We start from the raw sequence: 23813 nt of genomic DNA, 5'->3' as shown, positions 1-23813 counted from the left end.
TCGTATGTGTTCGACGCTCCCCAGCGGCGTTACTCTTCTCGCGTTGCAAGCGTCCGAGCCCGATATCGCCGCTCGTTACCAAACGTTTCTCTACAAACTCCTCGTGTTCGCGGTGACGTTCGTCCTCGTCTCCCTCCTCGCACGGGTCGCGGCGATTCCGCTCATCGAGCGGCTTCTAAACAACGAACGCGTCAGCCTCACCGTTCGCCGACCCGCGATCAGAACCGCTCGCATCGTCAGTTACTTCGTCGCGTTCGTTCTCGGACTGTTCTTCGCCCGGTTGGAATCCCTCTTGACGGTGACGGGTGGGTTCGCCGCCGCGTTGACCCTCGCCATCGGTTTCGCGTCCCGCGATATCCTCAACAACGTTGTCGGGGGCCTGTTCATGATCACCGACCCGAAGTTCAACATCGGCGATTGGATCGAATGGAAGGGCGAAAGCAGCGTCGAGGAAACCGACGGCGCGGAAACCGGCAGCGAGGGAATCATCCAGGACATCAGCTTTCGTGCGACGCGAGTACGAACGTTCCGGAACGAACTCATCACCGTTCCGAACTCGACACTCGCCAACACCGTAGTGACGAACCACGACATCAAGGACCGGCTTCGAATCGACCATCCGTTCAGCGTCATGTACGACGGTGATATCGATGCCATGCGGACGATCCTGCTCGAGGAAGCCCAAGCGAACCCACGAATTCTCACGGACCCCGAACCGACGGTGATAGTGGACGGCGTCACGGCGGCCGGAATCGACATGATCTCCCGGTTTTGGATTTCGAGTCCGAGCCGGGAGAAGTATCTCACCGTTCGGTCGGCGTACTTTCAAGCGGTCAAAGAGCGGTTCGAACGCGAGGGATTCGAGATGTCGCCGGACCTCCTCGAAGTGACGGGGGACGTCGATTTCGACACCACGGAGGTTGCCGTGCGAGCGGGGGACCGGGAGACCGACTGACCCGAAGACCGAACCAGTGTTGCACGAGCGACTCACGGGCAGACACGGCCACTGGCCGGTATCGAAGACGCCGAGCGCGGAACGACTCGCGGCGGGTATTTTACGGGCGGAACGAGAAGACCGAACGTGAGCGAGACAGTCGTCGTTACCGGCGGAAGCGGCCGGGTCGGACGCGGGGTATTGGCGCACTTGAACGAGGAAGGCTACCGAACCGTGAACCTCTCGCGGGGCAAGCGCGACGAGAATCACTCTGACGTCTATCTTCGGACGGACCTGATCGATGCGGGGGCCGTGTACAGTTCGCTCGCGAAAAGTGACGCCGACGCCGTCGTCCACTTGGGAATGATTCCGACGCCGGACGAAACGCCGGGCTATCGGACGTACGAGAGCAACGTCATGTCCAGCTATCACGTTCTCGAGGCGGCGGGGGCGCTCGGAATCGACACGGTGGTTCTGGCGTCGAGTTTCAGCGCGGTCGGTGGCGGATTCGAACCCGAGCGGATCACCGTCGACTACCTCCCGCTCGACGAAGACCACCGTTTGACGCCGTCGAACCCGTACGGGTTGGGAAAGCAGACGCTCGAAATCGCCGCCGACGCGTTCGCGCGCCGCGTCGAAAACCGGCCACGGACGATACTCTCGTTACGGTTCCCGTGGGTGGTCGACGATAACCTGGCGCGCGAGACGTTCGTGGAGGCCGATCGAACCCTCGAAGGGATGCGAAACTCCGACGATTTTCACACGCAGCGAAACACGCTGTTCACGTACGTTCACCTGTCGGACGCGGTCGAAATCGTTCGATTGGCGGTCGAGTCGGACCTCCGGGGCCACGAGCGTTTCTGGGTGTCGGCGCCGGACACCGGCGCCGAAACGCCGACCCGTGAACTCGTGAGGGATGTCTTCCCCGATACCGAAGTTCGTGATTCGCTCGGCGACGGCGAGTACGCGTCGCTGGTCGATACCGGGAAAGCGCGCGAGGTACTCGGATGGAATCCCACTTGGAGTTGGCGGGAATCGGCGTGACGAACGATCGGGGACGACCGGATGGATCAGGACGGCGAGATAGAACGAAAGACGGAGTTCGAAGTCAACGCTCCGAATACCAGGCGTGCTTTCGTTCGTCGCCGTCGGCACCGTCGCCGGAAGCATCGCTTTTCTCGGCTTGCTCTTCCAACTCCGCGACACGCTGTTGAAGCTCCTCTATCTCCTCGCCGAGCGTATCGATCGTCTCGCTGAGAACGCCGATTATCTTCCGTGTGTCGGGGTCGAGACCGCGTGCAGCCTGCATTTCGTTCACCTGTTGTAGGAGTTCGTCGTGCGAGTCGGTCATGGGCGGAGCATGGGAGGGAACCATCACAAATCCTTTGGTCGATTATATGAGTTGTTTAATTTTTGTATTCTAACTGAGGTATGGTCGTGGTCGACCGCCGGACATCGACCACCCGATTCGAAGCGAGTTCGCATCCGTGAGACGGACCGACGCCGCTTATCGTCGAACCAGCAACCGCACGGCGTCGGACAAGGAGTTTACCCGCGCGGCGTGCTCGTACGACTCCTCGCGAATGCCGTTGGTCACGTAGGCGAAGCCGATATTCAGGTCCGGGTCGCCCCATCCGAAGATGCTCCCGAGTCCGGCGTGTCCGAAGGTCCGTTCGGTGCTGACGGTACCGAACATGTCGTTGGCCAAGCCGCCGGTCCAGAAGCCGAGCGCGTACCGTGCCGGGCGTGAAAGCGTCCCATCGGACTCGGTTTCGGCGTGCGTTCGAGTCGCCGTCTCCACCGTCCCCTCCGTGAGAACCCGGGTTCCGTCGAGTTCGCCCCCGTTCGCGATACACGCGTAGAACCGTGCCATGTCCCGCGCCGTCCCGATACCGTTTGCCGCCGGAATCACCGCCCGATGGACGGCCTCCGAATTGAACGTCTCGGCCGATTCGCTCGCCGGAATGCCCAACCCTTCGCCCGGGTCACGGCACCGGTCGAACACGTCGAACCCGGAAAGGGTGGCGACGTCGTCCGCCTCGTCTTCGTCGAGGCCGATGGAGGTGTCGTCCATACCGAGGGGTTCGAACACGTTTTCGGCGACGTACTCGTCGACGGGGTGACCACTGATTCGGCGGACGAGTTCGCCGACGACCCAACCGTAGTTGAACGCGTGATACGCCGCTCGCTCACCCGGCGGAAAGACGGGGTCGATGTCCTCCATCGCCTGCACGACGGCGTCCCAGTCCCCCCACTTATCGGCTCGTTCGTCGAACTCCCCGTACGGGATGCCGGCGGTGTGGCTGAGGACGTGTCGAAGGGTGATATCGGCCTTTTCGCTCCCCTCGTCGGCGAATTCGGGCCAGTGGTCGACGACGGGGTCGTCGTAGTCCGCCTCGCCCCGTTCGACGAGTTGGTGCAACCCGACTCCCACGTAGGGTTTCGTACACGAGAAGACGATGTGGGGGGTTTCCGTCGTCGTCGGTTCGCCATCGGGGGCGGTCGAACCCCCGGCGAAATTTACCGCGAGTTCCCCGTCCACGTACACCGCCAATTGGGCACCGTGATGCAGTCCGACGTCCAGTTGCCGGTCGAACGCGGCACGGAGCCGTCGCTTCTGTGCATCCGAAATCCGTGACATAATAAACCAGTTCCGTCGATGGAGCTTAACGTTATTGTCAGGAAACGACCATCGAACCGGCCCGCCGAGGTACCCACTCTTTCGTCGATTGTACGGGCGGGTCCGAGGAGAAACGACAGGGATACACCGCCCGCCCCCTCAGATATGAAGGGATGGTTCGGGAGTTCCTTCGTGACCTCCGACGCGGCACGCTACCGCAGTTACGGCGGTTCGTCGTCGTCGGGGGCATCGCCGCGGGCGTTCAACTCGTCCTGCTGTGGACGTTCGTCGACAAAGCCGGTCTCAACTACCTGCTCGGCGCGTTGATCGCCATCGAAATCACGATCCTGTTCCAGTATACGCTCAACAACGCGTGGACGTTCCGAGCGACTCGAAACGCCACGAGGAGTGACTATCTCACCGGATTGCTCAAAACGAACGTCGTGCGCGGAACGGCGATTCCGATTCAACTCGGTATCCTCTACGTCCTCGTGAACTCGGGGGATATCCTCTACCTCGTAGCGAACGCCGTCGCAATCGCGATCAGCGGCGTCTATCGGTTCGTCCTCGATTCGCGGTGGACGTGGGGGTGATGCGAAAAAGAAGAGCGGAGCATCGAACGACGACGAGAGCCGATTTTCCCTATTCGAGCGGCACGTACGGCACCGTCGCCAGCGCGTCCGCGGAGTAATCGAGCGCCGTCCCCTGTGAAACGTCCTCGGGTGTGATCACGTCGATGAGCAGCGGCGCTCGGTCGACGGCATCGGCCTTTGCCCCGCCGAACCGGTGGCCGCCGGCCGCCGCGAGAACGGGCCTGAACTTGCCGTACTCCTCGGAGCCGACGCCGGCGACGATTTCCAGGTTTTCGAGGTCGGTGTCGCCGAAGGCGTCCCGAGCGATGTCCAGCGTGACCGTCCCGGCATCGAAGTCGACGCTAGGACTGGGGGAGACGGCGTTCCCGTTCTCGTCGGTCAGCGCGGAACCGCCCGCGTTGACGGCACCCATCGCCCACCCGGTGATGTGCAGGCGGTAGTGCCACGGCCGCTCGAAGGAGACGTTCGCCCCGAGGTCGTCGAGGCTCTCGGTCGTTCCCCCGCTCGTGACGGGGTCGTGAACCCACAGCACGAACATGTGCGGCGAGAATCGGCCATCCCACACGTCGTAGAGAGTTTCGACCTCGAACGTGAACCGGGCGAGACTGGGCGTCCGTGCGACCGAAACCGACGACAAGTCGAACGCTCCGTCGCGGTACGCGTCGGCGGTCGGATAGGTGTACGCGCCGGGGCCGTCGTCGTCGCCGGTCGCGTCGTCGATGGCGGCGATGGTTTCCGGCGGCGTGACCCCCACGGTTTCCGTCGCCAGGGTGTCCCCGTCCGTCGTCCGAACCGTTACTTCGTAAGTTCCCGGTTCGTCGAGGGCGAAGGCGAACTCGTCGGTCGCGTTCGCGGTATTGGGCGGGAACCGGACGTTCGAAACGGTTCGAACTTCGCCGTCGACGACCACTTCGACCGTGGTACCGCCGATGTAGTCGCCGTCGTTCGACCCAGTCGCCGTGATGAACGGCTCCCGGATGAACGTCTCGTCGTCGACGGCAACCTCGACGTCCTGTTCGGGTCGTTCGTACGTGGGCAAGTCGTGAATTTCCCGACCGCGAGCGGGACGAATCCGGACGGCGGTGCCGCCGCTTCCGACCATCGAGGCCACGAGCGTCGTGTCCGGCGTTACGATGGCCTCGTCGATGCGAACCGGTTCGAGGTTCCCGTCGAAACTCGCGTCGATGCCGTCCGAGTATAGTTCGGCGACGTAGTTCGGTCCCATCGGCCGGTGGCAGTCGTCGCGTCCGTGTCGTCCTCCCTCTCCGCGCCGTCCGCCTTTTCCGTGCTTCCTTCCATTTCCACGGTTTCGCCCCCTCCCCGACCGGGGGCTGAGGAATCCGAGGTCGATGTCGAGCGCGCGACCCCCCTCGTCGGTCATCGCACCGACGTACCAGACGTCGTCCTTCTTTCGTGCTGTGACCATGTGGTCGCCGATGGCGGAATCGAGGACGCGGGTGTCGTCCCACCCCGCCGCGGGGACGTCTTCGATGAACTGGAAGGCGTCGATGGTCGGACCGCGAATCGGCGCGGTTTCCGGTTCCGGCATCGGTTCGCCGGTGTCGGTGAGCGCGACTGAATCGAGGTTGAACCCGCCGCTGTCGTCCTCGGAGAGCAGGACGCCGACCGTCTTGGCGTCGTCTTCGAGCGTCACGGTCGCCGAGACGGAATCCCAGACGTCCCAGTAGTCCGTCGTCGGGAACGTGACCTGTGCGGCGGGCGAACCGTCGACGGTGACGGTGGCGGTTCGCGGCTGGTCGGCGGGCACGGCGTTGTTCTCCGCGTCGCTGGCGTACCGGAGGTGCACGTCGTACTCGCCCGCCGCGACGTCTTCGAGCGTCCACGTGACCGTCGAACCGGGGGCGGCGCTGTTGGGATCGACTTCGAGATACCGCTCGCCTTGGGCGTTGGCCCAGCTCGACGCCGCGCTGAAACCGTCGTCGTCCCCGAATTCGGCCTGCGCGACATCGCCGATGGAGATGGTAGGCGGCTGGTCCGCCAAGTAGGAACTCGGAAGGTCGGCGACCATCTGGAGGCCGCTGAAGTACGTCGGGTACATCGCGAGCTGTTTCGCCCGCGTCGTCTCGATGCCGCCCGACCCGGAGTCCATGTCGAAGATTCCGGGCGTGAACTCGACGGGACCGCCGAGCATCCGCGTGAACGGGAACGTGACGTGGTGGGACGGCGGAACTTCGCCGAAGGAGTCGTACTCCTGTCCGTACACGCCCTCGCGAGTCATCAGGTTGGGATAGGTGCGTCGACGCCCCGTGGGGTGAATCGGCTCGTGCATCTCCAACATCTGTCGGTTGGCCGCGGCCGTGCGAGCGACGAGATGGTGGTGGTTTACCAGCACCTGATCGTGGTGGTTGTGTCCCTCGCCGGCGAGGTCGCCGTCGTCGTTGACGTACCCGTTCTTGACCGTGTGAATCCCGAGGTCGTCGTACAGCGGGAACGCCTCGTCCAGTTGGGACTCGTAGTTCTCGAACCCACCCGCGGTCTCGTTGTGCATCGTCATCTGCGTCGGCGGGTCGAGGCTCGGCCCGTAACTCGTCACCTCCCGCAGGTCGAAGTCCGGGTACGGTTCGGTGAAGTCGAACGACCCGCCGCCGCCGTCGGGATAGCTCGACCAGCCTTCGTTCCACCCCTCGACGAGGACGCCGGAGATGTCGTGTTCGCTCGCGAAGTCCATGTACTGTTTCACCCGGCCGGTCTGGGCGCCATGGTTGCCGGTCTGCATGCCCTGATACTCCCACTGGGCGCGACCGGTTATCATCAACCACCACACGCCGACGAACTTCTGTGGCTCTATCCAATCGACGCCCTGCGGGAACTCGTCGGGGTCGTACTCCTCGTTGAGGTTGACGATCAGGTTCGACTCGACGAGGTCGCCGGGGCGTTCGCCGAGTTGAATCGTCCGCCACGGCGACCGATGCGGGGCCGAAGCCGACACTTTCGTCCCGTCGGGAAGGGGTGCCAATGCGGTCTCGAAGGTCGTACCCCCCTCCGAAGTGGGTTCGACGGCCATCCCCGCGTAGTCGACGAGATCCGCCTCGTGGACGCTCACGTACAGGTCGTCGGCCGCCCGCATCGTGATGGGCGTGTGCGCACCGCCGAAGGAACTCTCGGCTCCGACGTCGCTCAGCGGCGTCTCGTTGTACGTGTACTCGTAGCTGTTGAAGTCGTTGGGAATCCACCACGCGGCGTAATCGTCCGCGAAGGCGAACTCGGTGCGCTCTGCGCTCACGACGAAGTCGCCGAAGCCACCCTCCTCCGGGAAGACGTATCGGAACCCGACGCCGTCGTCGAAGACGCGGATTTCCAGCGTCAGCGCACGTCCGTCCTCGCCGGACTCGGCCAGACCGAGGCGCAACTCCTCGTAGTGTTCCCGGATTTCGTCGTACTGGTCCCATACCGGCGTCCACGTCTCGTCCGTCGTGGACCGTTCGCTACCGGTGACGGTGAGTCCCTCGACGAGGTCGGGTTGGTTCCGGAACTCGAAGCCCAACCCCGCGTCGTCCACGACGGTCGTTCCGTCGTAGGCGACGCTGTACCTCGGCACGCCGTCCGCGACGTTCACCGTCACTTCGACGGAACGATCCGGCGACCTGAGCCGTTGTGTCGGCTCATCGTCGCCGTCAATTACCTGCGCAGCCGTTTCGTCCGCGACGGTGAGCGAAAACGTCGACGCCGCGACGAGCGACGCCAACCCGCCGACGAACCGCCGTCGAGTCGGCGAGCAATCTCCCGCCGCCGACCCTTGATTTCTTCCCGTAACCGTCCCTGTACTATCCACATTCCCAACTTCATCCGTGTTCTCCGGAGTATGATCTTGTGTCATGAGCGCCTGCAAATATCGACTCGGGACCGAGCGGCATAATAATTGAGGAGAAAAATTACTTCCAACATGTTAGCCACGCGTTGCCACCACGGGTTACAGATCGAATGAAGTGAGTCGGCGTAACGGACCGGAGACAGGCGACGAAAACGACTCGAAGAACGATCAGGCTGACAGGATGTGAACCGGGAGTGAAACGAAGTAACTGCTTCGATCGGTCTCCTACCGAGGTCGCCTCCCGTCCACCGCCGGAATCGCCGTGAGTGAAGGTGGACGTGTTATCGGACGTTTCGCGGGGTGAATGTCCGTTCGAAACCGGTCGAGATACCGAATCGAAGGATCACGAGACGTCGAATTCGACGATCTGGGACGATCCACAGACGGGACAGATTTGGTCCGAAGGGTCCAGCGTCGTTCCACAGTTCCGACATTCGTAAATAAGGCCGTTCTCGTCAGCTAACCACTGCCGCACTACAGCAGGGAGTGACATGACTTCGGTGCTTCGTCATCCAATACAATAAGGATTCTCGTGTCGATACCGTGGTATCGGACGGTGGAACGTATTCGTGTGAGCGGCTACCAGTGGTAGGTAGAAGCGGCGATACTGCTAGACGAAATCGGCCACACAGTCGGCACCGCACAGCACCGATTCTTCGAAGCGGTCATCGTCGTCTGCCTGTGGACGGGAAGCGGAGACGTACTTGTGGCGCTGATCGAGTTTCACTTCTATCCCGCAGTTGGCACAAAGGGCAGTTCGTGAAGTCATCAGTACACGGGTAGAGACGTGTACGAGTTCGGCCGATTTTTCTCGCTGTGATACCGTGCTCATTGCTACGTGCTGACGTAGTCCCATGGTATGAAGGAAGTGACCACGCCACATTTTGCCACAACTACCCACACCCCTGTCAGGTTTCGACCGAAACGAGGCGGAACAGCTTCCGATATCGGTGGAGTCAAGGTTCTGTTCGTATAACGGTATACTGAAAGAGAGTTTCTATGGATATTCCCGACGAATTACTTAGCGTATTTAGTGCGACGGTGAACGAAGACGGCGATTCGTACACGATTACCATCCCCGAACGGGAGATTACGAAGGGTGACGTCGAACGCGGTGAGGCGTATCGGATCGCCGTACTCGGACCGGTCGACCGTCCCGACGCGGAGACGGAGGAATCGACGGCTTCGCCCCCGCAGGAAAAACAGCCACGACAAACACAACAACCGGAACAGACACGGCAACCACAACAGGAACCGCCGGTCGAGGAGGGGGATCGCCACACGGTAGAGATAGAAGGTATCGGCGACCAAGGCGACGGAATCGCCCGCATCGACCGCGGCTACGTGCTCATCGTTCCCGACACGGAAAAACGCGACCGCGTCACCGTCGAAATCACCAACGTCGCGGCGAACGTCGCCTTCGCCGAGGTCGTCGAACGGAAACCGTACTACGAGTAACCGGCCGTCGGTTATTTGGGAACCGTGCCCACTGTCGCGTTAGCCGGGCGTTCGAAATACGCCCCCGAGCCGTGCGTGGGCGGTCGTTTCGACGGTCTCTCGACGCCATTCTTACTTTTTGAAAATCATCGATTCGACTATCGTGTATGCCACACACAGTCATAGCGGGACCGAGGACGCGGACGGAGTCGTACAATGGAACAGCGAACACGATCCACGGACCGACAAACCGAAACGGATCACGAGAACCGCGAAGAGCGGAGCGTCGACACCGGCACTCGCGCGTGTCCGGAGTGTGAAGCACGGATTTCGATCTCGGGCGATGCGGCCGAGATAGTCTGTGATGACTGCGGACTCGTCGTCTCCGAGAGCCGTATCGACCGCGGCCCCGAGTGGCGTTCGTTCTCCACCGAGGAGAACCAGCAACGCAGTCGGGTCGGCGCGCCCATGACGTACCAACTCCACGACAAGGGATTGAGCGCGACGATCGGCCGACGGGACGTGGATGCACACGGGAACGCCCTCGCGAATCGAAAGCGGCGGAAGATGCAGCGACTCCGTACGTGGGACGAGCGATATCGCTCGAAATCGAACCGTGAGCGGAATCTCAAACACGCTCTGGGGGAGATTTCCCGGATGACAGCGGCCCTCGACATCTCCAAATCGGACGCCGAAACTGCCAGCGTCATTTATCGACGGGCGCTCGAAGACGACCTGCTTCCCGGACGCTCCATCGAAGGGATGGCGACCGCGAGCCTCTATGCCGCGGCTCGACAGGGGGACGTGCCGCTCAGTCTCGACGATTTCGCGGTCGTCAGCCGAGTCGAACGGCGACGCATTCAACGGGCGTATCGCTACATCACGAGCGAGTTGGCCATCGGAATCGCGCCCACCGACCCGGCGCAGTTCGTCCCCCGATTCACCTCCGAACTCGATTTGAGCGACGAATCGGAACGGCGAGCTCGCGCCCTTCTCGATGCCGCGAAGCGTCACAACGTACACAGCGGGAAGAGTCCCGTCGCGCTCGCGGCGGCGGCGGTGTACGCGGCCGCAACGCTCTGCAACGAATCGGTGACACAGGAGCGAGTCGGGACCGTCGCCCGCGTCGCCCCCGTGACCATCAGAAAACGATATACCGAGCTGTTGGAGGTGTACGAGGATTGAACGCCCCCCTCCTGCTACGGTCGATTTGCGGATAAAATACGTGATAATTACGGCGGACGCTACACAATATATTTCCGACGCTGCGTCCACCCCAGCGTATGGAAACGGTCGCCGACGACGAAGCCGTCGCGGATTTCGACACCCGTCGCTGGTGGACGCTGGCGATTTTCGGGTTCATCGCGCTCGAAGGGGCCGCGTTGCAGATGCGGGGTGCCATCATCCCCGTCATTCGGGACGACTTCGGCACCTCCCAGTGGCAGTTGGGGCTGGTCCCGCCCGCGGGGACGGTCGGATTCCTGATTTTCGTCGCGGCCGTCGGTGCCGTCGCCGGGCGGTACGACACCCGGATACTCCTGTTGCTCGGAATCGCCGGTGCCGGCGTCGGCGTCCTCCTGATGGGGCTAGTCCCGTCGTTCGGGCTCTTTCTCGTCGCCTTGGTCCTCCGGGGGTCGTTCAGGGGCATCGGACGGGGAAGCGATAGACCGCTGTTGAGCCACCTGTACCCCCACAGACGTGGTCGACTGTTCGGCTACTACGATATGATGTGGGCCGTCGGCGCGACGCTCGGCCCGCTCGCCGTAACCGCCGCGCTCTGGGCCGGGAACTGGCGGTTCGCGTACTACGCGCTCGGCGCGTCGTTTCTCCCGGTCGTCGCGCTCATGTGGTATCTCCCGAAGCCGTCCGTCGGCGGTGGCGACGACCCGCTGACGTTGATGGGGTTGCGCCGAATCGGTCGCAAGCCCGCGGTGTTGGTGATGGCGGTCTGTATCCTGTTCTCGACCGGCGTCGAGGGCGGGCTGTTCACGTGGCTCACGACGTACACCCAAGGTCGACTTCCCGGATCGTTGGTAACCCTCTCGCTGAGCGTGTTGCTGGTCGCCTACATTCCCGGACGGTTCGTCGCCGGGTCGCTCGCGGAGCGATTCGGCTACGTCCCGCTGAGCTTCGGTCTCGGAAGCATCTGTCTGCTGTCGGCCGTCTATACGTTCGTGTTTGCGTCGGGGGTCGCGGTACTGGCCGGAATCTTCGGTATCGGACTTTCGCTCTCGGGACTGTATCCGACGTTGCTGGCGTACGCCACGGAGAGCACGCCCGAACACAGCGCACCGGTCAACGCCATCGCCCTCGTCGTCTCCTCCTGCGGTATCGCGGGCGTTCCCGCGGCGATGGGGTTCGTCATCGACGGGATGGGCGTCGTCCGGGCGATGCGACTCCTGGTCGTTCCGCTCGTCGGGTTACTGGTCGTGACCGCCGTCGCGTGGGTACGAATCGGAACGGTCGACCGCACGGGCGCGTGATCGACCGAGATTCACCTCGATTCCGACCGCCGACTGCCGGTGAACGAACCCTTTTGCTACCGTGCGTAAACAGCTAGCACATGACTGTACGGGAACGGGAGTCCGAAAAGGAGACGGTGAAGAAGGCGTTGTTCGACACCATCGAAACCGAGCGTGAGCGATTGCGGACTATCGCCCGCGACATCTGGGAGAATCCGGAAGTCGCGCTCCGGGAGTCCGAATCGAGCGAGCGGCTCCGGTCGGTTCTTCGGGAGGAAGGGTTCGAGGTGACGACCGGCGTCGGCGGCATCGAGACGGCGTTCGTCGCTCGATACGGGGAGGAAGAGCCCGTCGTCGGAACGATGGGCGAATTCGACGCCCTGCCGGGGATGAGCCAAGCGGCGACGGCCGAGCGCGAGCCGATCGAAGCCGGTGCGCCGGGGCACGGTTGCGGACATAACCTCTTCGGCGTCGGCAGTCTCGGTGGTGCACTCGCCGTCAAGCGCGCCATCGAACGCGGCGAGTTGTCCGGGTCGGTCGTCTTCTTCGGCACGCCGGCGGAGGAGGCCGGTGGCGGGAAAGTGTACATGGTCCGCGACGGGGCCTTCGACGACGTGGGTGCGGTCGTCTCGTGGCATCCCGGCTGGTACAACGCGCCCGGAAAGGGGTCGTGTCTCGCCGTCGATGCGTTCGATTTCACGTTCCACGGGGAGACCTCGCACGCCGCCGCCGCCCCCGAATCGGGCCGGTCGGCACTCGATGCGGTACAGCTCCTGAACATGGGCGTGGAGTTCATGCGCGAACACGTCTCCGACGCCGCGCGCATCCACTACGTCATCCAGAATGGCGGCTCCGCGGCGAACGTCGTTCCCGGCGAGGCGAGCGTGGAGTACCTCGTTCGTGCCCCCGAGCGCGAGGAGGTGGAACGGATTTCCGACTGGGTCCGCGATATCGCCGAGGCGGCCGCGGCGATGACGCGAACGGACCTCGACGCGACGAAGACGTCCGGGATGTACGGCGTCCTGCCGAATCACACCCTCGCCGACGCGATTCTGGAAAACATGAAAGCGGCAGATTTCCCGCTCGACGACGAGCAGGAAGCGTTCGCAGCCGAACTCCGCGAAACGCTCGGCGACGCGGAGGGAGCCCTCCGAGAACTCCCCGAATCGGAGCGAGAGGCGGCGCGCGAGGAGGCGATGTTCTCCAAACCCATCGATGCGACGGACGAGGGGCAAACGGGGTCCTACTCGACGGATTCCGGCGACGTCTCGTGGAACGTCCCGCTCGGCCGGTTCAGGGCCGCGACGTGGCCCGTCGGAACTCCCGCCCACTCGTGGCAGGCCGTGGCGTCCGGGAAGAGTTTGGGGACGGCAGGAATGGAGTTCGCGTCGAAGACCATCGCGGCGACGCTCGCCGACCTGCTCGAAGACGAAGAACTCCGACGGCAGGCGCGTGCGGAGTTCGAAGAACGGTCGACGGACCACGAGTACGAGAGTCCGCTTCCCGACGGGGCCGACCCCTACGAGCTCGTGAGTCGCTGACCGTCCCGGTCGAGTGTTCCCCTCTTTCCGTGAGAAACGCGATTCCGTACCGGCCAAAGACATTTACGCGACGATAGTGCAGTACACGTAATGGTTAGAAGATCGATATATGTAGGGCGGCGATAACGGCCGTCAGTAGCGCGTTCGCGGGGAGCGTCGGTGGAAGCGGTGCCGTCGCGCCGTGGGGAATGTGTGGGGGAATCATCGCCGGATGGACCGCGGAAACGATATCGGACGGCATGTTCGATGGCGCTCTCGCGGGGCTTCTCGGCGGCGTTGCAACGATGGTACTATTGGGCGCTTTCAGCGCAGCGAGGACGGTACTCACCACTGCTGACGTCGGCACCGGCGGCTTCGTCGGCGCGTACACTTCCGTCGTCGTCGGACTGATGATCATCCCCACGTTCGCGGTCGAAGGGGTCGTTATCGGCCCCCTTTCGAGATACGTGAAGGCCTCTCTCGGGTGACGAATGAGGTATGAATGGAGTCCCCGCTCGGGGTACGCTATGGCACGCGTGCAAGCGGGGGGGAGGACGTGGCGGGGCAGGGTAGGGGTGGGTCGGGAGTGATGGCGCCAGACCCGAGGGACCTTGTCAGGGAGTCATTGGCGACCGCGCCACGAATGGACCTTCGTCGGGTACGGTAAATGCTTTGTGCAACAGTTAGAATATGAGACAGTCAGAACAGCGACAATATTCGAAAAAGTCACGACGGGAGCGAGCCGGTTTGATAGTAGGTAGTCAATTTACCTATTGTCACTACTGTACCTATTGTGCCGTCTGTAGCTATTCTTAGAGAACATCGGATTTCAGTCGCACGGTTTTCCACTCCTCAGACTCCGATGTACGCCGACGGTGGGTCGCAGTCCGAGGGTGCGATGTGACCTCGGTATCGACCGTTGTGTTCGCGTCGTGCGCCACGAAACCGCCGAATCGACGGTGGCGACCAGTAGATGGTACGGGAAACGGAGCGCACACCGACGACGAACAGCACCGCGAAGACCTTCGATTCCGTCCGCGTGTGTCGCCGTTCGGAAGACAGTAGTCGCATCCGACGATAGGTTCGCGTATGGTCCGAACCTGTGACGACCACGGATTTTTCGCGGGGGAATCGTGTCCCGCCTGTGGCGATGCGGGAGAGAAGGTGCTCTCCGAGAATCGACGCGTTCGCCTCTCGAAGTTCATGAGCGGAGTACTACGTCATTTTCCTGCCGACGTGGGGCTTACGCTCAATACCCGCGGATGGGTCGATTACGATGCGTTCGTCGACGCCGTGGCGGACAAGTACCCGTGGGCGAGACCCCAGCAGGTCGCCGCGGTAGTCGCTACCGATTCGAAAGGCCGGTTCGAACGCCGCGACGACCGGATTCGGGCCGTGTACGGCCATTCGGTCGACGTACGCGTCGAATCGACGACGGCGGACGTCCCAAATCGGCTGTATCACGGGACGGCACCCCGAAACCTCGACGGCATCGCCGAGGAAGGACTCAAACCCATGGGTCGCCAGCAGGTTCACCTCTCGAAAACGCCACGGGAAGCCCTCGCGGTGGGCGGGCGTCACGCCGACGAGCCGGTAGTTCTGGTAATCGATTCCGAGACCATGACGCGGGACGGCTTCGAAATCGACGAGCGCGGTCACGACATCTACACCGTCGACACCGTCCCGCCCGAGTACATCGAACGGCGCGACGTATCGTCTCCCACTGGCCAGTAGCGCCGACCCCCCATCCGTGAGTTTCACCGAGACACTTCGAGGAGTGACATCCGACAACGGATGTGCGGTGGGATACCCCATCCAGCGACGCGTGACTCACCGAATCGCGGCTACGTCGAGCCGAATATCGCGGGTCGAGCGACCGATTTCGATGCCGTACTCACCCTCGTCGACGAGCCATCCCTCGTCCTCGTCGTACCGGCGGAAGGCCGCGTCGTCGAGCGAAACGCGAACGATGACGGTTTCACCGGCGGGAATCTCGATGGCGGTGAAGCCGCCGAGTTCCCGCACGGGCCGACTCACCCCGTCGACTTCCGGCGGCGAGACGTACGCCTGAACCACCTCGCGGCCGTCGCGGTCGGCGACGTTCTCGACGGTGACGGACACCGTCCCGTCGTCTGTCAGTTCGGCGTCGCGGTACTCGTAGTCGGCGTAGGAGAGACCGTGTCCGAAGGGAAAGGTCGGTTCGACGCGCTCCGCGTCGAAGTGCCGATACCCGACGAAGGCTCCCTCGTCGTAGTGGACGACGTCGTCGACGCCGGGGAACGCCCGCTCGTCCGCCGTCGGGTAGTCGCTCTGCGGCGCGAACGTGACGGGAAGACGACCGCCGGGGTCGGCGTCGCCGTACAGTATCGCGGCGATCGCGTCCCCGTCGGCTTGGCCGGGGTACCAACTTTCGAGGATCGCCGCGACGTCGTCGCGCCAGGGGAGTTCGACGGGTCCGCTGGATTGGACGACGACGACCGTGCGGTCGTTCACCGCGGCCACCGCCTCCACGAGTTCGTCTTGGTCGCCGGGAAGGCCGAGATCCGCCCGATCGATGGCTTCGGACACGGTGTCGCGGACGACCACCAACGCTACATCGGCCTCTTCGGCCGCGGCCGTCGCGGCTTCGATGTCGCTCTCGACCGTACCGTGGTCGCTCCCGTTCGAGTCCTCGAAGAACGAAAAATCCTCGATTTTGGCGATGCCGCGTTCGACCGTTACGGTGCCGCTCGCGCGCTCACGGATGCCGTCAGCGGTCGGGATCCGCTCGAACGGGTCCATCTCGGAGGACCCCCCGCCGCCCAACATCGCCGACGTCGCGCTCGAACCGAGGACGGCCACGTCGGCGTCCTCGTCGAGCGGAAGCGCCCCGTCGTTCGTCAGCAGAACCGACCCGCGGCGGGCGATAGACTCGGCGAGGCGGCGGTGTGAAGGAGTGTCGAGTTCACCCTCCCTCTCCTCGTCGTCGAACAGGCCGATGCGTTTCATCTGGCGAAGGAGACGCGCGACCATGTCATCGAGACGGCCCTCGTGTACGTCGCCGTTCTCGACCGCTTCGCCGAGCGGTTCGGCGAACAGCCCCGTCTCCGTGGCGTCGGGCATGCCGTCGTGGTCCTCGAAGTCGAGCGAGTCCTCGATGCCGAACGCCGTCCGGAGCTCCTCCTGTGAGATTCCGGGCATTTCGAGGTCGAGACCGGCGTTCGCGGCACCGACGGTGCTCTCGGTCCCGAACCAGTCCGAGACGACGTATCCGTCGAATCCCCACTCATCCTTCAGAACCTCGGTGACGAGATGATGGTGGTCGCTCATGTGGGTTCCGTCGACGCGGTTGTACGAGGTCATCACCGACCCGGCCCCCGCGTCGACGGCGGCACGGAATCCCGGGAGGTAGAGCTCGCGGAGCGTTCGCTCGCTCACCGCCGCGCTGACGGTCGTGCGACCGGTTTCCTGATTGTTCGCGACGTAGTGTTTGGGCGTCGCGACCACGTCCTCGGCCTGTATTCCTTCGACCACCGCCGCGGCGAACGCCCCGGAGAGGAGCGGATCCTCCGAGAAGTACTCGAAATTCCGGCCACAGTGGGGCGTTCTGATGATGTTGAGCCCGGGACCGAGGACCGCGTCTTGGCCGTGTGCCTTGGCCTCGCGCCCGAGTGCGACGCCCTGACGTCGCGCGAGGTCGGCGTCGAACGTCGCCGCGAGCGAAATCGAGGCGGGAAACGCTGTCGACGAGCGGCCCGGAACTCGTACCCCGAGCGGCCCGTCGACGAGTCTGAATTCCGGCACGCCGAGCCGTTCGACCCCGGGAACGTATCCCGTTGCCGTCTCCTCCGGATCGACGGCACCGTGAACGAGGCCGAGTTTCTCCTCCAACGTGAGCGCCGCCACGATGTCGTCGACGGCAGTGGTATCGTCTGGCATGAACGTGTTAGCGTTCAGTTATTCTCCACTTAGTCGTTGGCATCAACCGACCGATTTCTACCGTCACGACCGACGGGACGGACGACCTTCGGGGATTATAATTATGTCTTTTTCCCATCGAAAGAAAGAATTGGTCGGAAGCGCAACTCCATCCAAATGCATCGAATCGAAAGGAACTCGGATCGATCGATCGACGAAGCGAGTACCGCGACTCACCGCGTTGCGCTCTTTTCGCTCCCGGCGTACGGTCACGTCAATCCGACGCTCCGAACGGCGCGCGAACTCATCGAGCGCGGTCACGACGTCACGTACTACCTGCCGGAGCGGTTTGCGGAGGTGGTGGAACCGACCGGTGCGACGTTCGAGCGCCTCGACGGCGACTACGATTTGATGGATCACATCGACGCCGAGAAGCCCGGCACGGATTCGACCGATAGCGACGCTGACGAGCGGCGAGAGCGCCTCGTTCGGTTCATGAGCGGGAGGCTCGATGCCGTCCCGTCGCTCGTGGACCGCGTCGCCGGCGACGGTGCCGACGGCGTCGTCACGGACCCGATGTGTCTGTGGGGTCGTGCCGTGGCCGACGAACTCGACGTGCCGACCGTCTCGTTCAACACGTCGTTCGCCATGCGGGAGGGGTCGCCGCTGATAGAACACCTCCGTTCGTCGGACGGCGGGGGACCCCCGCTTCCGAGCGCGATAACGGACGTACTCACCGCGTTCGACATCGACGACCCGGACCCGAGTGACTTCTTCGTCGCGGACGCCGACCGCTCCATCGTCCCGCTCACTCGGGAGTTCCAACCCGACGACGAGTCGTTCGGCGACGACCACGCCTTCGTCGGCCCGATGGTCCGCGCCGGAGGCGAACAACGGGACGCCGGGCTGCCGCTGGATCGACTCACGGAGCGGCCCTCGGTGTATATTTCGCTCGGGACGGTCGTCCACGGGGACGACGACTTTTTCGAGACCTGCATCGACGCCTTCGACGACGGCGACTGGGAAGTCGTGTTGAAGGCGAAGGGCGATGCCGAACGCCTCGACGCCGAAAGTCCGGGGAACGTGCACGTCCGTTCGCGAGTCCCGCAACTCGACGTGCTCGAACGGGTCGACGCGTTCGTCACTCACGGCGGGATGAACTCGACGATGGAATCGCTCTCGCTCGGAACCCCGTCGGTCGTCGTCCCGCAGATGGCCGACCAGTATCTCGTCGCGAAGCAGGTCGAAACGTCGGGGGTCGGTATCGCCCTCGACCGCGAGGACCCGACCGCCGTCGAACTCCGCGATGCCGTCGAAACGGTCTCCGCCGCGGCGTACTACGGCGCAATCGAGGAGTTCAACGCGTCTGCTGGGGCCGCGGGGGGTGCCGAGCGGGCGGCCGACGTCATCGAAAAGGCGATGGCCGACGGATGAGACGTCGATAGAACTCACTCGCACGACCGCTTCGGCAGGCAGTTCGTATATCAGATCAGATAATCGACACTTGACGCGGTGAGAATCGACGGGATCAGCCGCGTCCGATACCCCGATACTGTAAATTGATTAATGTATATTGAAGCCGTTTGGGTAGTGGATGCCAACGCAGAAGTTTCGAGCTTCGATTGTTATCATACTTCTGGTGCTTCTCGCACCGGTCGCGGCGAGCGGAGTGATGCACGAGGACTTGACCGTCTCGAAGGAGGGGAGTCAACGGACCGACGACATCCCCGCCGAGAACGTCACGTTCGTCTCCGCTCAGGGGAAGGAGTTCCCCACGGGACAGGCGAGATTGGTCGCGTTCGACACGGCGACGAACGAGCCAATCTGGATGCACAACGAGTACGACCGCTACATGGACGTCGACCCGCTGGGACCGAATCGCGTCCTGTTCGTCGCGCGGGACGGGAGCACGGAGAAATCCGCGTTCTCGCTCGACGTGACGTTTTACGCCGTCGAGATGAACTGGCGAACGGGGGAGGTGCTCCGAAAGTTCGAAATTCCTCCCGGAACACACGACATAGACTACCTCGGCGGCGACCGATACGTCATCGCCGACCTGAGCAGGGACAACCGCGTTTTCGTGTACGACCGCTCGGAGGACAGCGTCGTCTGGGAGTACCGGTTCCGCGAACACTTTCCCAAGAGCGCGGGTGGCGGTCCCGGCGGCTACACCCACCTGAACGACATCGACGCGGTCGATAACGGTTCCGCGTTCCTCGTCAGCCCACGGAACTTCGACCGCGTCATGCTCATCGACCGGGAGTCGAAGCGCGTTCGCTGGACGTTGGGCGAGGAGGATAACTACGACGTTCTCAACGAACAGCACAACCCGGTTCTCCTCTCGCAGGACCCCGTCACCGTCCTCGTCGCGGACAGCGAGAACGATCGCGTCGTGGAGTACGAGCGAACGAAGAACGGGTGGAAACGAACGTGGACCTACGGGAAGGGGTTGGATTGGCCGCGGGACGCGGACCGTCTGCCGAACGGAAACACGCTCATCGTCGACAGCAACAACAACCGGGCGCTCGAAGTGACACCGGGCGGTGACGTCGTTTGGGAAGTGGATATCCCGTTCGAACCGTACGACGTCGAACGACCGGTGTACGGCGACGAACCGGCGGGACCCACGATGAGCGAACTCGAAGCGAGCAGCGACGTCGGAACGACCGGAGTCAAGGGAGAAACCGGTGGCTTCGTCGAGAACCTCGACGCCAAGTATACGCACGTCTATACGACCGCTCAGTGGGTCCTTCCGACGTGGGTTGGCCCGCTCGAATTCGACCTCCTCGTCCTCGCGGCGCTTCTCGTCGGGGCGTGGGGGACGGTCGAACTGTTCCACTGGAGGAACTGGACGCTTCGGAGGGGAATGGGACCCAGGGACGACCGCTGACGCCGGTTTCGACTCCCCTTTCGCACCGAGAAGTTCGGTCGGTCGTCGCGAATGCGAGGAAGAGGTGTTCCGGAACCGTTCTAGAATCGACCCCGAAAAGCGTCAGTCGGTGGTAGAGGGATCCGAACCGGTCTCGATTACGGGGGTTTCGTCCGACCAGTCCGAATTTGTCCCTTCTACCGACGGGTATCCGTTCCGAGAGCGTGAGAGCCGTTTATCGACAGAATTCCCCAGATGGCTCACAATAGAGAGAAGGCGGAATACAGTATACAGATCCACGAGATGGTTGCGAAGACGATGCCGATGAGGAGCCCCATCCACGTCTCTTTGGTATCCCCGATCTGACTTCCACTCTTCCTCTGCAGCTCGTGTGAGACACCATCACAAACATCCATGTAAGATACGTGCCTCTCCTTCCCCATATTTATTCTGGCAGATCTGATTTTTGATTAAACGGGTATCGATGACTACAGGTCGGAAACGCAACCGGTCGCAACTCGTCTATCGCGGCTCTGACCGGTGGATTCATCCTCGTTTTGACCGTACTAGTCGCGTCATGCAGTCCTCCGAGGATGTGCGGGTCGTGGTCGTTACCGGCGCGAACGAGGGAATCGGGTATCACATCCTCGCCACTCTCGTCGAGAACGGCTATCGCGTCGCCGGACTCGACGTCAGCGGAGAGGCCATCCAATCGCTCCGGGAGGCCCACCCCACGCGGGTTCGGTACTACGAGTGCGACGTGACGATGGACGAGGACGTCGAGACGGCGATCTCGTCGGTCGTCAAGGAGTGGGATCGGATCGATATCTTGGTCAACAATGCTGCGATTCTCGATTTCGGCTTCTTCGAGGACCAGACGCTCGCGGATACGAAACGGGTGTTCGAGGTCAACTACTTCGGATACGTTCGGACGATACGCGCCGTTTTGCTCCACATGAAGGCGCGAAATCGGGGAATCATCCACAACGTGAGTTCCGGCGTCGGTCGGGTCGGCAATCCGGGCCTCTCGGGATATGCGTCCACCAAGGGTGCCATCGAGTCGCTCACGCGCTCCCTACGGCACGAACTACGCCACGAGAACGTGTCGTGTACGATACTGCATCCGCGACTGGCGAAAACGCGATCGGCGACGAGGCTCGGCTATCCGGCATCGCAGATGAGCGACCCCGCGTACGTGGGACGAAAGCTCGCCGAGAAGATCGAATCGACCCGTCCCGTCATCTACACCGACTGGGTTACGAAGGTCGGATTGATCTTCTCCCAGCTATTTCCCGTCCTCGTCAGAAGGGGCACCGAACGGTTTCTGGAGGAGCACGAAACGACCGGAGGTACGGAGGAACGTTCGTAACGTCGAGACGAACGGACGATGGCTGACGTGCTAGGTTCGGGGTATCCGAGACCGCCGAACGCGACGGAGCGGCCTCCACCGGTTCGGATGCGGCGGTGGGAGCTATTTCCCGTCGCTACGCCGTTTCCCGTGGTCCGCACAGAGGATGTCGCCGGTCTCCGTATCGAAGACGAACGGGTCGCCCGGCATGATGCGCCTTCCGTCCTCACCGCAGCCGTCTTCGTGATTGAGGAAGTATTTCCCCTCCTCTCGGCCGCTCTCCAAGCGACCCGCTTTTACCGCAAATCGTACGAGACCCTCGCCGATCTGCGTCCGTTCCGTCGAATCCGCCGTCTCGAATCGAAGCAGTGGCATGTGTTCTCCCTCTACGGGCCGCGCACGGGACGAATAAATCCGGCACACCGTTCATCCCGAAACGGAAATTGAACGGCGTGTAACGTCGATTTCGGCCCCGGATTGGCGGTTCAAGTGTCCGCTATCCGCGACGAGCGCCGTCAACGCTATCCATATCCCCGTAGAGCGGCGGCCTATGGACGTCATTGACACGACCTCGATTCACGAGGAGTTCGACGGCGACCGACTTCCTCCGGGACAGCGACGCACCGAGCAGTTCCCCGTCCTTTCGAAGAGCGGGGTTCCGGAGTGGGACATGGAAACGTGGGAGTTCACCGTCACCGGCGCGGTCGATACCGACCTCTCCCTTTCCTGGTCGGCGTTCACCGACCTGCCACGGGAAACGCAGCGTCAGGATTTCCACTGCGTGACGGGGTGGAGTCGATTCGACAACGAGTTCGCTGGCGTCCCGTTTCCCGCACTGGCCGAGCGTGCAGGTGTTCGCGACGACGCGGTTCACGTCCTGTTTCGCTCGCTGGACGGCTATTCGACGGACCTACCGCTGGAAGAGTGTCTGCGAGAGGAAGTGCTGTTCACGTTCGAACTGGACGGACAACCGCTACCGTCCGAACACGGCGGACCGTTGCGCGTCGTCACGCCGCACAAATACGCGTACAAAGGTGCGAAGTGGGTCACGGGCGTCGAATTTCTGACCGAACCGAAACGCGGGTATTGGGAGCAGCGGGGCTATTCGACGGTCGCGAACCCGTGGGAAGAGGAGCGATACAGTTCGTGGTGATGGCATCGACACGTCACGATGGCACCCCATTGGTAAGAGGTAACACGGTAGGCGTCGTACATCCGAGCGGGGGCCGGTTAGCTCGTCGTTCGAGGCGGTCACGATACCGAGGCGTCCATCGAGACTCGGTAGCGCATCGTCCACCGAACTAACGAGGAGACAAAGACGCATGAGTCACGAAAAACACATCCCGGGAATCCATCACGTAACGGCGATCGCGACCGACCCGCGGCGGAACTTCCGCTTTTACACCAACGTTCTCGGGTTGCGGTTCGTGAAGCGAACCGTCAACTTCGACGACAGGTATACCTATCACCTCTACTACGGCGACGAAGTCGGTCATCCGGGCACGATCATGACCTTCTTTCCGTGGCCCGATGCCGCGCCGGGACGACGGGGCGTCGGGACGGCGGATGCGACCGCCTTCCTCGTCCCTCCCGATTCGTTCGACTTTTGGACCGAGCGACTGGCCGCCAACGACGTCGAGTACTCGGGTCCGACCGATCGATTCGGCGAACGAGTGATCGAGTTCTCCGACCCCGACGGTCTCCGGTTGGAACTCGTGGGGCACCGGGAGGCCGCCGACGTCGACCCGTGGCGGGACGGTCCCGTTCCGTCGGAGTACGCCATTCGCGGATTCTATGGCGTGACGCTCGCCGTGGAAGGATACGAGCGGACGGCCTCGTTGCTCGAAGAAACGATGGGATACGAGTTCGTCGGTGAGGAAGACGGACAGCGATTTCGGTACCGAGCAACGGGGGGAAATCTGGGAATGGTAATCGATTTACGATGCGTGCCGGACCTGCAACCGGGACGCGTCGGAGCGGGAACGGTACATCACATCGCGTTTCGAACGGCCGACGACGGCCAGCAGTTGGAGTGGCGGGAGGACCTCGTCGCACGCGGACTCAACGTGACGCCGGTCATCGACCGCCAGTATTTCCGGTCGATCTACTACCGAATCCCCGCCGGGATCCTGTTCGAAATCGCCACCGACCCGCCCGGATTCACGAAGGACGAACCGGTCGAAGAACTCGGAACGAACCTGCAGTTACCGCCGTGGTTCGAGTCGGAGCGGGAAGCGATAGAGGCGCGACTCCCGGAGCTATAACGTCGGTTCGCGGCGCTCGGATGCTCGGTCTCCCGGG

The 23813-nt window shown here is 62.8% G+C and carries 22 protein-coding genes; 14 read left to right on the top strand and 8 right to left on the bottom strand.

Features of this window, described 5'->3' with window-relative positions; all coding sequences use genetic code 11:
• Window positions 1–4 precede the first annotated feature (4 nt).
• Together LJF34_RS22820 and LJF34_RS22815 are read left to right on the top strand one after the other, a co-directional pair.
• Window positions 5–955 (top strand): mechanosensitive ion channel family protein, encoded by a 951-nt coding sequence (locus LJF34_RS22820; protein WP_231188110.1) that lies wholly within the window; start codon window positions 5–7, stop codon window positions 953–955.
• A gap of 126 nt (window positions 956–1081) precedes the next feature.
• Entirely contained in the window at window positions 1082–1978 is an 897-nt protein-coding gene (locus tag LJF34_RS22815; RefSeq protein WP_231188108.1) for an NAD(P)-dependent oxidoreductase, read from the top strand.
• A gap of 64 nt (window positions 1979–2042) precedes the next feature.
• On the opposite strand, the gene LJF34_RS22810 is transcribed toward LJF34_RS22815, so the two are convergent.
• Window positions 2043–2285 (bottom strand): hypothetical protein, encoded by a 243-nt coding sequence (locus tag LJF34_RS22810; protein ID WP_231188106.1) that lies wholly within the window; start codon window positions 2283–2285, stop codon window positions 2043–2045.
• A 156-nt stretch (window positions 2286–2441) separates the two neighbouring features.
• Window positions 2442–3575, bottom strand: coding sequence for a serine hydrolase domain-containing protein (locus LJF34_RS22805; protein WP_231188104.1), 1134 nt, complete (start codon window positions 3573–3575; stop codon window positions 2442–2444).
• A 152-nt stretch (window positions 3576–3727) separates the two neighbouring features.
• Here LJF34_RS22805 and LJF34_RS22800 point away from each other — a divergent pair, with 152 nt between their 5' ends.
• Window positions 3728–4147: a GtrA family protein gene (locus LJF34_RS22800; RefSeq protein WP_231188102.1), complete on the top strand. Its 420-nt coding sequence runs from the start codon at window positions 3728–3730 to the stop codon at window positions 4145–4147.
• Between the two features lie 49 nt (window positions 4148–4196).
• Here the strand turns inward: LJF34_RS22800 and LJF34_RS22795 are convergent, their stop codons facing one another.
• The 3 genes from LJF34_RS22795 to LJF34_RS22790 all read right to left on the bottom strand — a co-directional run bounded on the left by LJF34_RS22795 (window position 4197) and on the right by LJF34_RS22790 (window position 8748).
• Window positions 4197–7940, bottom strand: coding sequence for a glycoside hydrolase family 97 catalytic domain-containing protein (locus LJF34_RS22795; RefSeq protein ID WP_231188100.1), 3744 nt, complete (start codon window positions 7938–7940; stop codon window positions 4197–4199).
• A 382-nt stretch (window positions 7941–8322) separates the two neighbouring features.
• Window positions 8323–8472 (bottom strand): zinc-ribbon domain-containing protein, encoded by a 150-nt coding sequence (locus LJF34_RS29330; protein ID WP_342765900.1) that lies wholly within the window; start codon window positions 8470–8472, stop codon window positions 8323–8325.
• A gap of 117 nt (window positions 8473–8589) precedes the next feature.
• Window positions 8590–8748, bottom strand: a complete 159-nt coding sequence (locus LJF34_RS22790; RefSeq protein WP_231188098.1) for a hypothetical protein — start codon at window positions 8746–8748, stop codon at window positions 8590–8592.
• A 230-nt stretch (window positions 8749–8978) separates the two neighbouring features.
• On the opposite strand from LJF34_RS22790, the gene LJF34_RS22785 reads away from it, so the two are divergent.
• The 5 genes from LJF34_RS22785 to LJF34_RS29325 all read left to right on the top strand — a co-directional run bounded on the left by LJF34_RS22785 (window position 8979) and on the right by LJF34_RS29325 (window position 13886).
• Entirely contained in the window at window positions 8979–9437 is a 459-nt protein-coding gene (locus tag LJF34_RS22785) for a TRAM domain-containing protein (protein ID WP_231188096.1), read from the top strand.
• 195 nt (window positions 9438–9632) lie between these two features.
• On the top strand, window positions 9633–10601 hold the full coding sequence (locus LJF34_RS22780) for a TFIIB-type zinc ribbon-containing protein (RefSeq protein WP_231188094.1): 969 nt from the start codon (window positions 9633–9635) through the stop codon (window positions 10599–10601).
• A 98-nt stretch (window positions 10602–10699) separates the two neighbouring features.
• Window positions 10700–11899, top strand: a complete 1200-nt coding sequence (locus LJF34_RS22775) for an MFS transporter (RefSeq protein ID WP_231188092.1) — start codon at window positions 10700–10702, stop codon at window positions 11897–11899.
• 80 nt (window positions 11900–11979) lie between these two features.
• On the top strand, window positions 11980–13419 hold the full coding sequence (locus tag LJF34_RS22770) for an amidohydrolase (RefSeq protein ID WP_231188091.1): 1440 nt from the start codon (window positions 11980–11982) through the stop codon (window positions 13417–13419).
• A gap of 101 nt (window positions 13420–13520) precedes the next feature.
• Window positions 13521–13886, top strand: coding sequence for a DUF5518 domain-containing protein (locus LJF34_RS29325; protein WP_342765903.1), 366 nt, complete (start codon window positions 13521–13523; stop codon window positions 13884–13886).
• A 364-nt stretch (window positions 13887–14250) separates the two neighbouring features.
• On the opposite strand, the gene LJF34_RS22755 is transcribed toward LJF34_RS29325, so the two are convergent.
• Window positions 14251–14469: a hypothetical protein gene (locus tag LJF34_RS22755; RefSeq protein ID WP_231188088.1), complete on the bottom strand. Its 219-nt coding sequence runs from the start codon at window positions 14467–14469 to the stop codon at window positions 14251–14253.
• A gap of 18 nt (window positions 14470–14487) precedes the next feature.
• Here LJF34_RS22755 and LJF34_RS22750 point away from each other — a divergent pair, with 18 nt between their 5' ends.
• The gene (locus LJF34_RS22750; protein ID WP_231188087.1) at window positions 14488–15132 is read left to right on the top strand and encodes an RNA 2'-phosphotransferase; all 645 of its coding nucleotides are present in this window, start codon (window positions 14488–14490) and stop codon (window positions 15130–15132) included.
• A 96-nt stretch (window positions 15133–15228) separates the two neighbouring features.
• Here LJF34_RS22750 and LJF34_RS22745 read toward each other — a convergent pair whose 3' ends face one another.
• Window positions 15229–17316, bottom strand: a complete 2088-nt coding sequence (locus tag LJF34_RS22745; protein WP_231188086.1) for a glycoside hydrolase family 3 C-terminal domain-containing protein — start codon at window positions 17314–17316, stop codon at window positions 15229–15231.
• A 156-nt stretch (window positions 17317–17472) separates the two neighbouring features.
• Here LJF34_RS22745 and LJF34_RS22740 point away from each other — a divergent pair, with 156 nt between their 5' ends.
• The 3 genes from LJF34_RS22740 (at window position 17473) to LJF34_RS22730 (ending at window position 21533) form a co-directional block, all read left to right on the top strand.
• A complete protein-coding gene (locus LJF34_RS22740; protein ID WP_231188085.1) occupies window positions 17473–18729 on the top strand; it encodes a macrolide family glycosyltransferase in 1257 nt (418 codons plus the stop codon).
• A gap of 205 nt (window positions 18730–18934) precedes the next feature.
• Window positions 18935–20185 carry a hypothetical protein gene (locus LJF34_RS22735; protein ID WP_231188084.1) on the top strand — a complete coding sequence of 417 codons (1251 nt, stop codon included), beginning with the start codon at window positions 18935–18937 and terminating at the stop codon, window positions 20183–20185.
• Window positions 20186–20741: 556 nt separating this feature from the next.
• The gene (locus tag LJF34_RS22730) at window positions 20742–21533 is read left to right on the top strand and encodes an SDR family NAD(P)-dependent oxidoreductase (protein ID WP_231188082.1); all 792 of its coding nucleotides are present in this window, start codon (window positions 20742–20744) and stop codon (window positions 21531–21533) included.
• 102 nt (window positions 21534–21635) lie between these two features.
• On the opposite strand, the gene LJF34_RS22725 is transcribed toward LJF34_RS22730, so the two are convergent.
• The gene (locus tag LJF34_RS22725; protein ID WP_231188080.1) at window positions 21636–21887 is read right to left on the bottom strand and encodes a hypothetical protein; all 252 of its coding nucleotides are present in this window, start codon (window positions 21885–21887) and stop codon (window positions 21636–21638) included.
• 175 nt (window positions 21888–22062) lie between these two features.
• Between LJF34_RS22725 and LJF34_RS22720 the strand changes: the two genes are divergently transcribed.
• Both LJF34_RS22720 and LJF34_RS22715 read left to right on the top strand, forming a co-directional pair.
• A complete protein-coding gene (locus LJF34_RS22720; protein WP_231188078.1) occupies window positions 22063–22665 on the top strand; it encodes a sulfite oxidase-like oxidoreductase in 603 nt (200 codons plus the stop codon).
• A 169-nt stretch (window positions 22666–22834) separates the two neighbouring features.
• A complete protein-coding gene (locus LJF34_RS22715) occupies window positions 22835–23776 on the top strand; it encodes a ring-cleaving dioxygenase (RefSeq protein ID WP_231188076.1) in 942 nt (313 codons plus the stop codon).
• The last annotated feature ends 37 nt before the right edge of the window (window positions 23777–23813 follow it).

The sequence above is a fragment of the Haladaptatus sp. DYF46 genome (assembly GCF_021083305.1).
Taxonomy (GTDB): Archaea; Halobacteriota; Halobacteria; order Halobacteriales; family Haladaptataceae; genus Haladaptatus.
Note: the sequence above shows the minus strand (reverse complement) of the source record. Positions and strands in the feature narration are given on the sequence as shown.

Bases quoted from the DNA above. Each gene is read 5' to 3' on its own strand.
- LJF34_RS22730 (WP_231188082.1), top strand. From the start codon at position 20,742: ATGCAGTCCTCCGAGGATGTGCGGGTCGTGGTCGTTACCGGCGCGAAC.
- LJF34_RS22780 (WP_231188094.1), top strand. From the start codon at position 9,633: ATGGAACAGCGAACACGATCCACGGACCGACAAACCGAAACGGATCAC.
- LJF34_RS22775 (WP_231188092.1), top strand. From the start codon at position 10,700: ATGGAAACGGTCGCCGACGACGAAGCCGTCGCGGATTTCGACACCCGT.
- LJF34_RS22805 (WP_231188104.1), bottom strand. From the start codon at position 3,575: ATGTCACGGATTTCGGATGCACAGAAGCGACGGCTCCGTGCCGCGTTC.
- LJF34_RS22720 (WP_231188078.1), top strand. From the start codon at position 22,063: ATGGACGTCATTGACACGACCTCGATTCACGAGGAGTTCGACGGCGAC.
- LJF34_RS29330 (WP_342765900.1), bottom strand. From the start codon at position 8,472: ATGTCACTCCCTGCTGTAGTGCGGCAGTGGTTAGCTGACGAGAACGGC.
- LJF34_RS22740 (WP_231188085.1), top strand. From the start codon at position 17,473: ATGCATCGAATCGAAAGGAACTCGGATCGATCGATCGACGAAGCGAGT.
- LJF34_RS22750 (WP_231188087.1), top strand. From the start codon at position 14,488: ATGGTCCGAACCTGTGACGACCACGGATTTTTCGCGGGGGAATCGTGT.
- LJF34_RS22715 (WP_231188076.1), top strand. From the start codon at position 22,835: ATGAGTCACGAAAAACACATCCCGGGAATCCATCACGTAACGGCGATC.
- LJF34_RS22755 (WP_231188088.1), bottom strand. From the start codon at position 14,469: ATGCGACTACTGTCTTCCGAACGGCGACACACGCGGACGGAATCGAAG.
- LJF34_RS22790 (WP_231188098.1), bottom strand. From the start codon at position 8,748: ATGACTTCACGAACTGCCCTTTGTGCCAACTGCGGGATAGAAGTGAAA.
- LJF34_RS22770 (WP_231188091.1), top strand. From the start codon at position 11,980: ATGACTGTACGGGAACGGGAGTCCGAAAAGGAGACGGTGAAGAAGGCG.
- LJF34_RS22810 (WP_231188106.1), bottom strand. From the start codon at position 2,285: ATGACCGACTCGCACGACGAACTCCTACAACAGGTGAACGAAATGCAG.
- LJF34_RS22725 (WP_231188080.1), bottom strand. From the start codon at position 21,887: ATGCCACTGCTTCGATTCGAGACGGCGGATTCGACGGAACGGACGCAG.
- LJF34_RS22745 (WP_231188086.1), bottom strand. From the start codon at position 17,316: ATGCCAGACGATACCACTGCCGTCGACGACATCGTGGCGGCGCTCACG.
- LJF34_RS22800 (WP_231188102.1), top strand. From the start codon at position 3,728: ATGGTTCGGGAGTTCCTTCGTGACCTCCGACGCGGCACGCTACCGCAG.
- LJF34_RS22785 (WP_231188096.1), top strand. From the start codon at position 8,979: ATGGATATTCCCGACGAATTACTTAGCGTATTTAGTGCGACGGTGAAC.
- LJF34_RS22820 (WP_231188110.1), top strand. From the start codon at position 5: ATGTGTTCGACGCTCCCCAGCGGCGTTACTCTTCTCGCGTTGCAAGCG.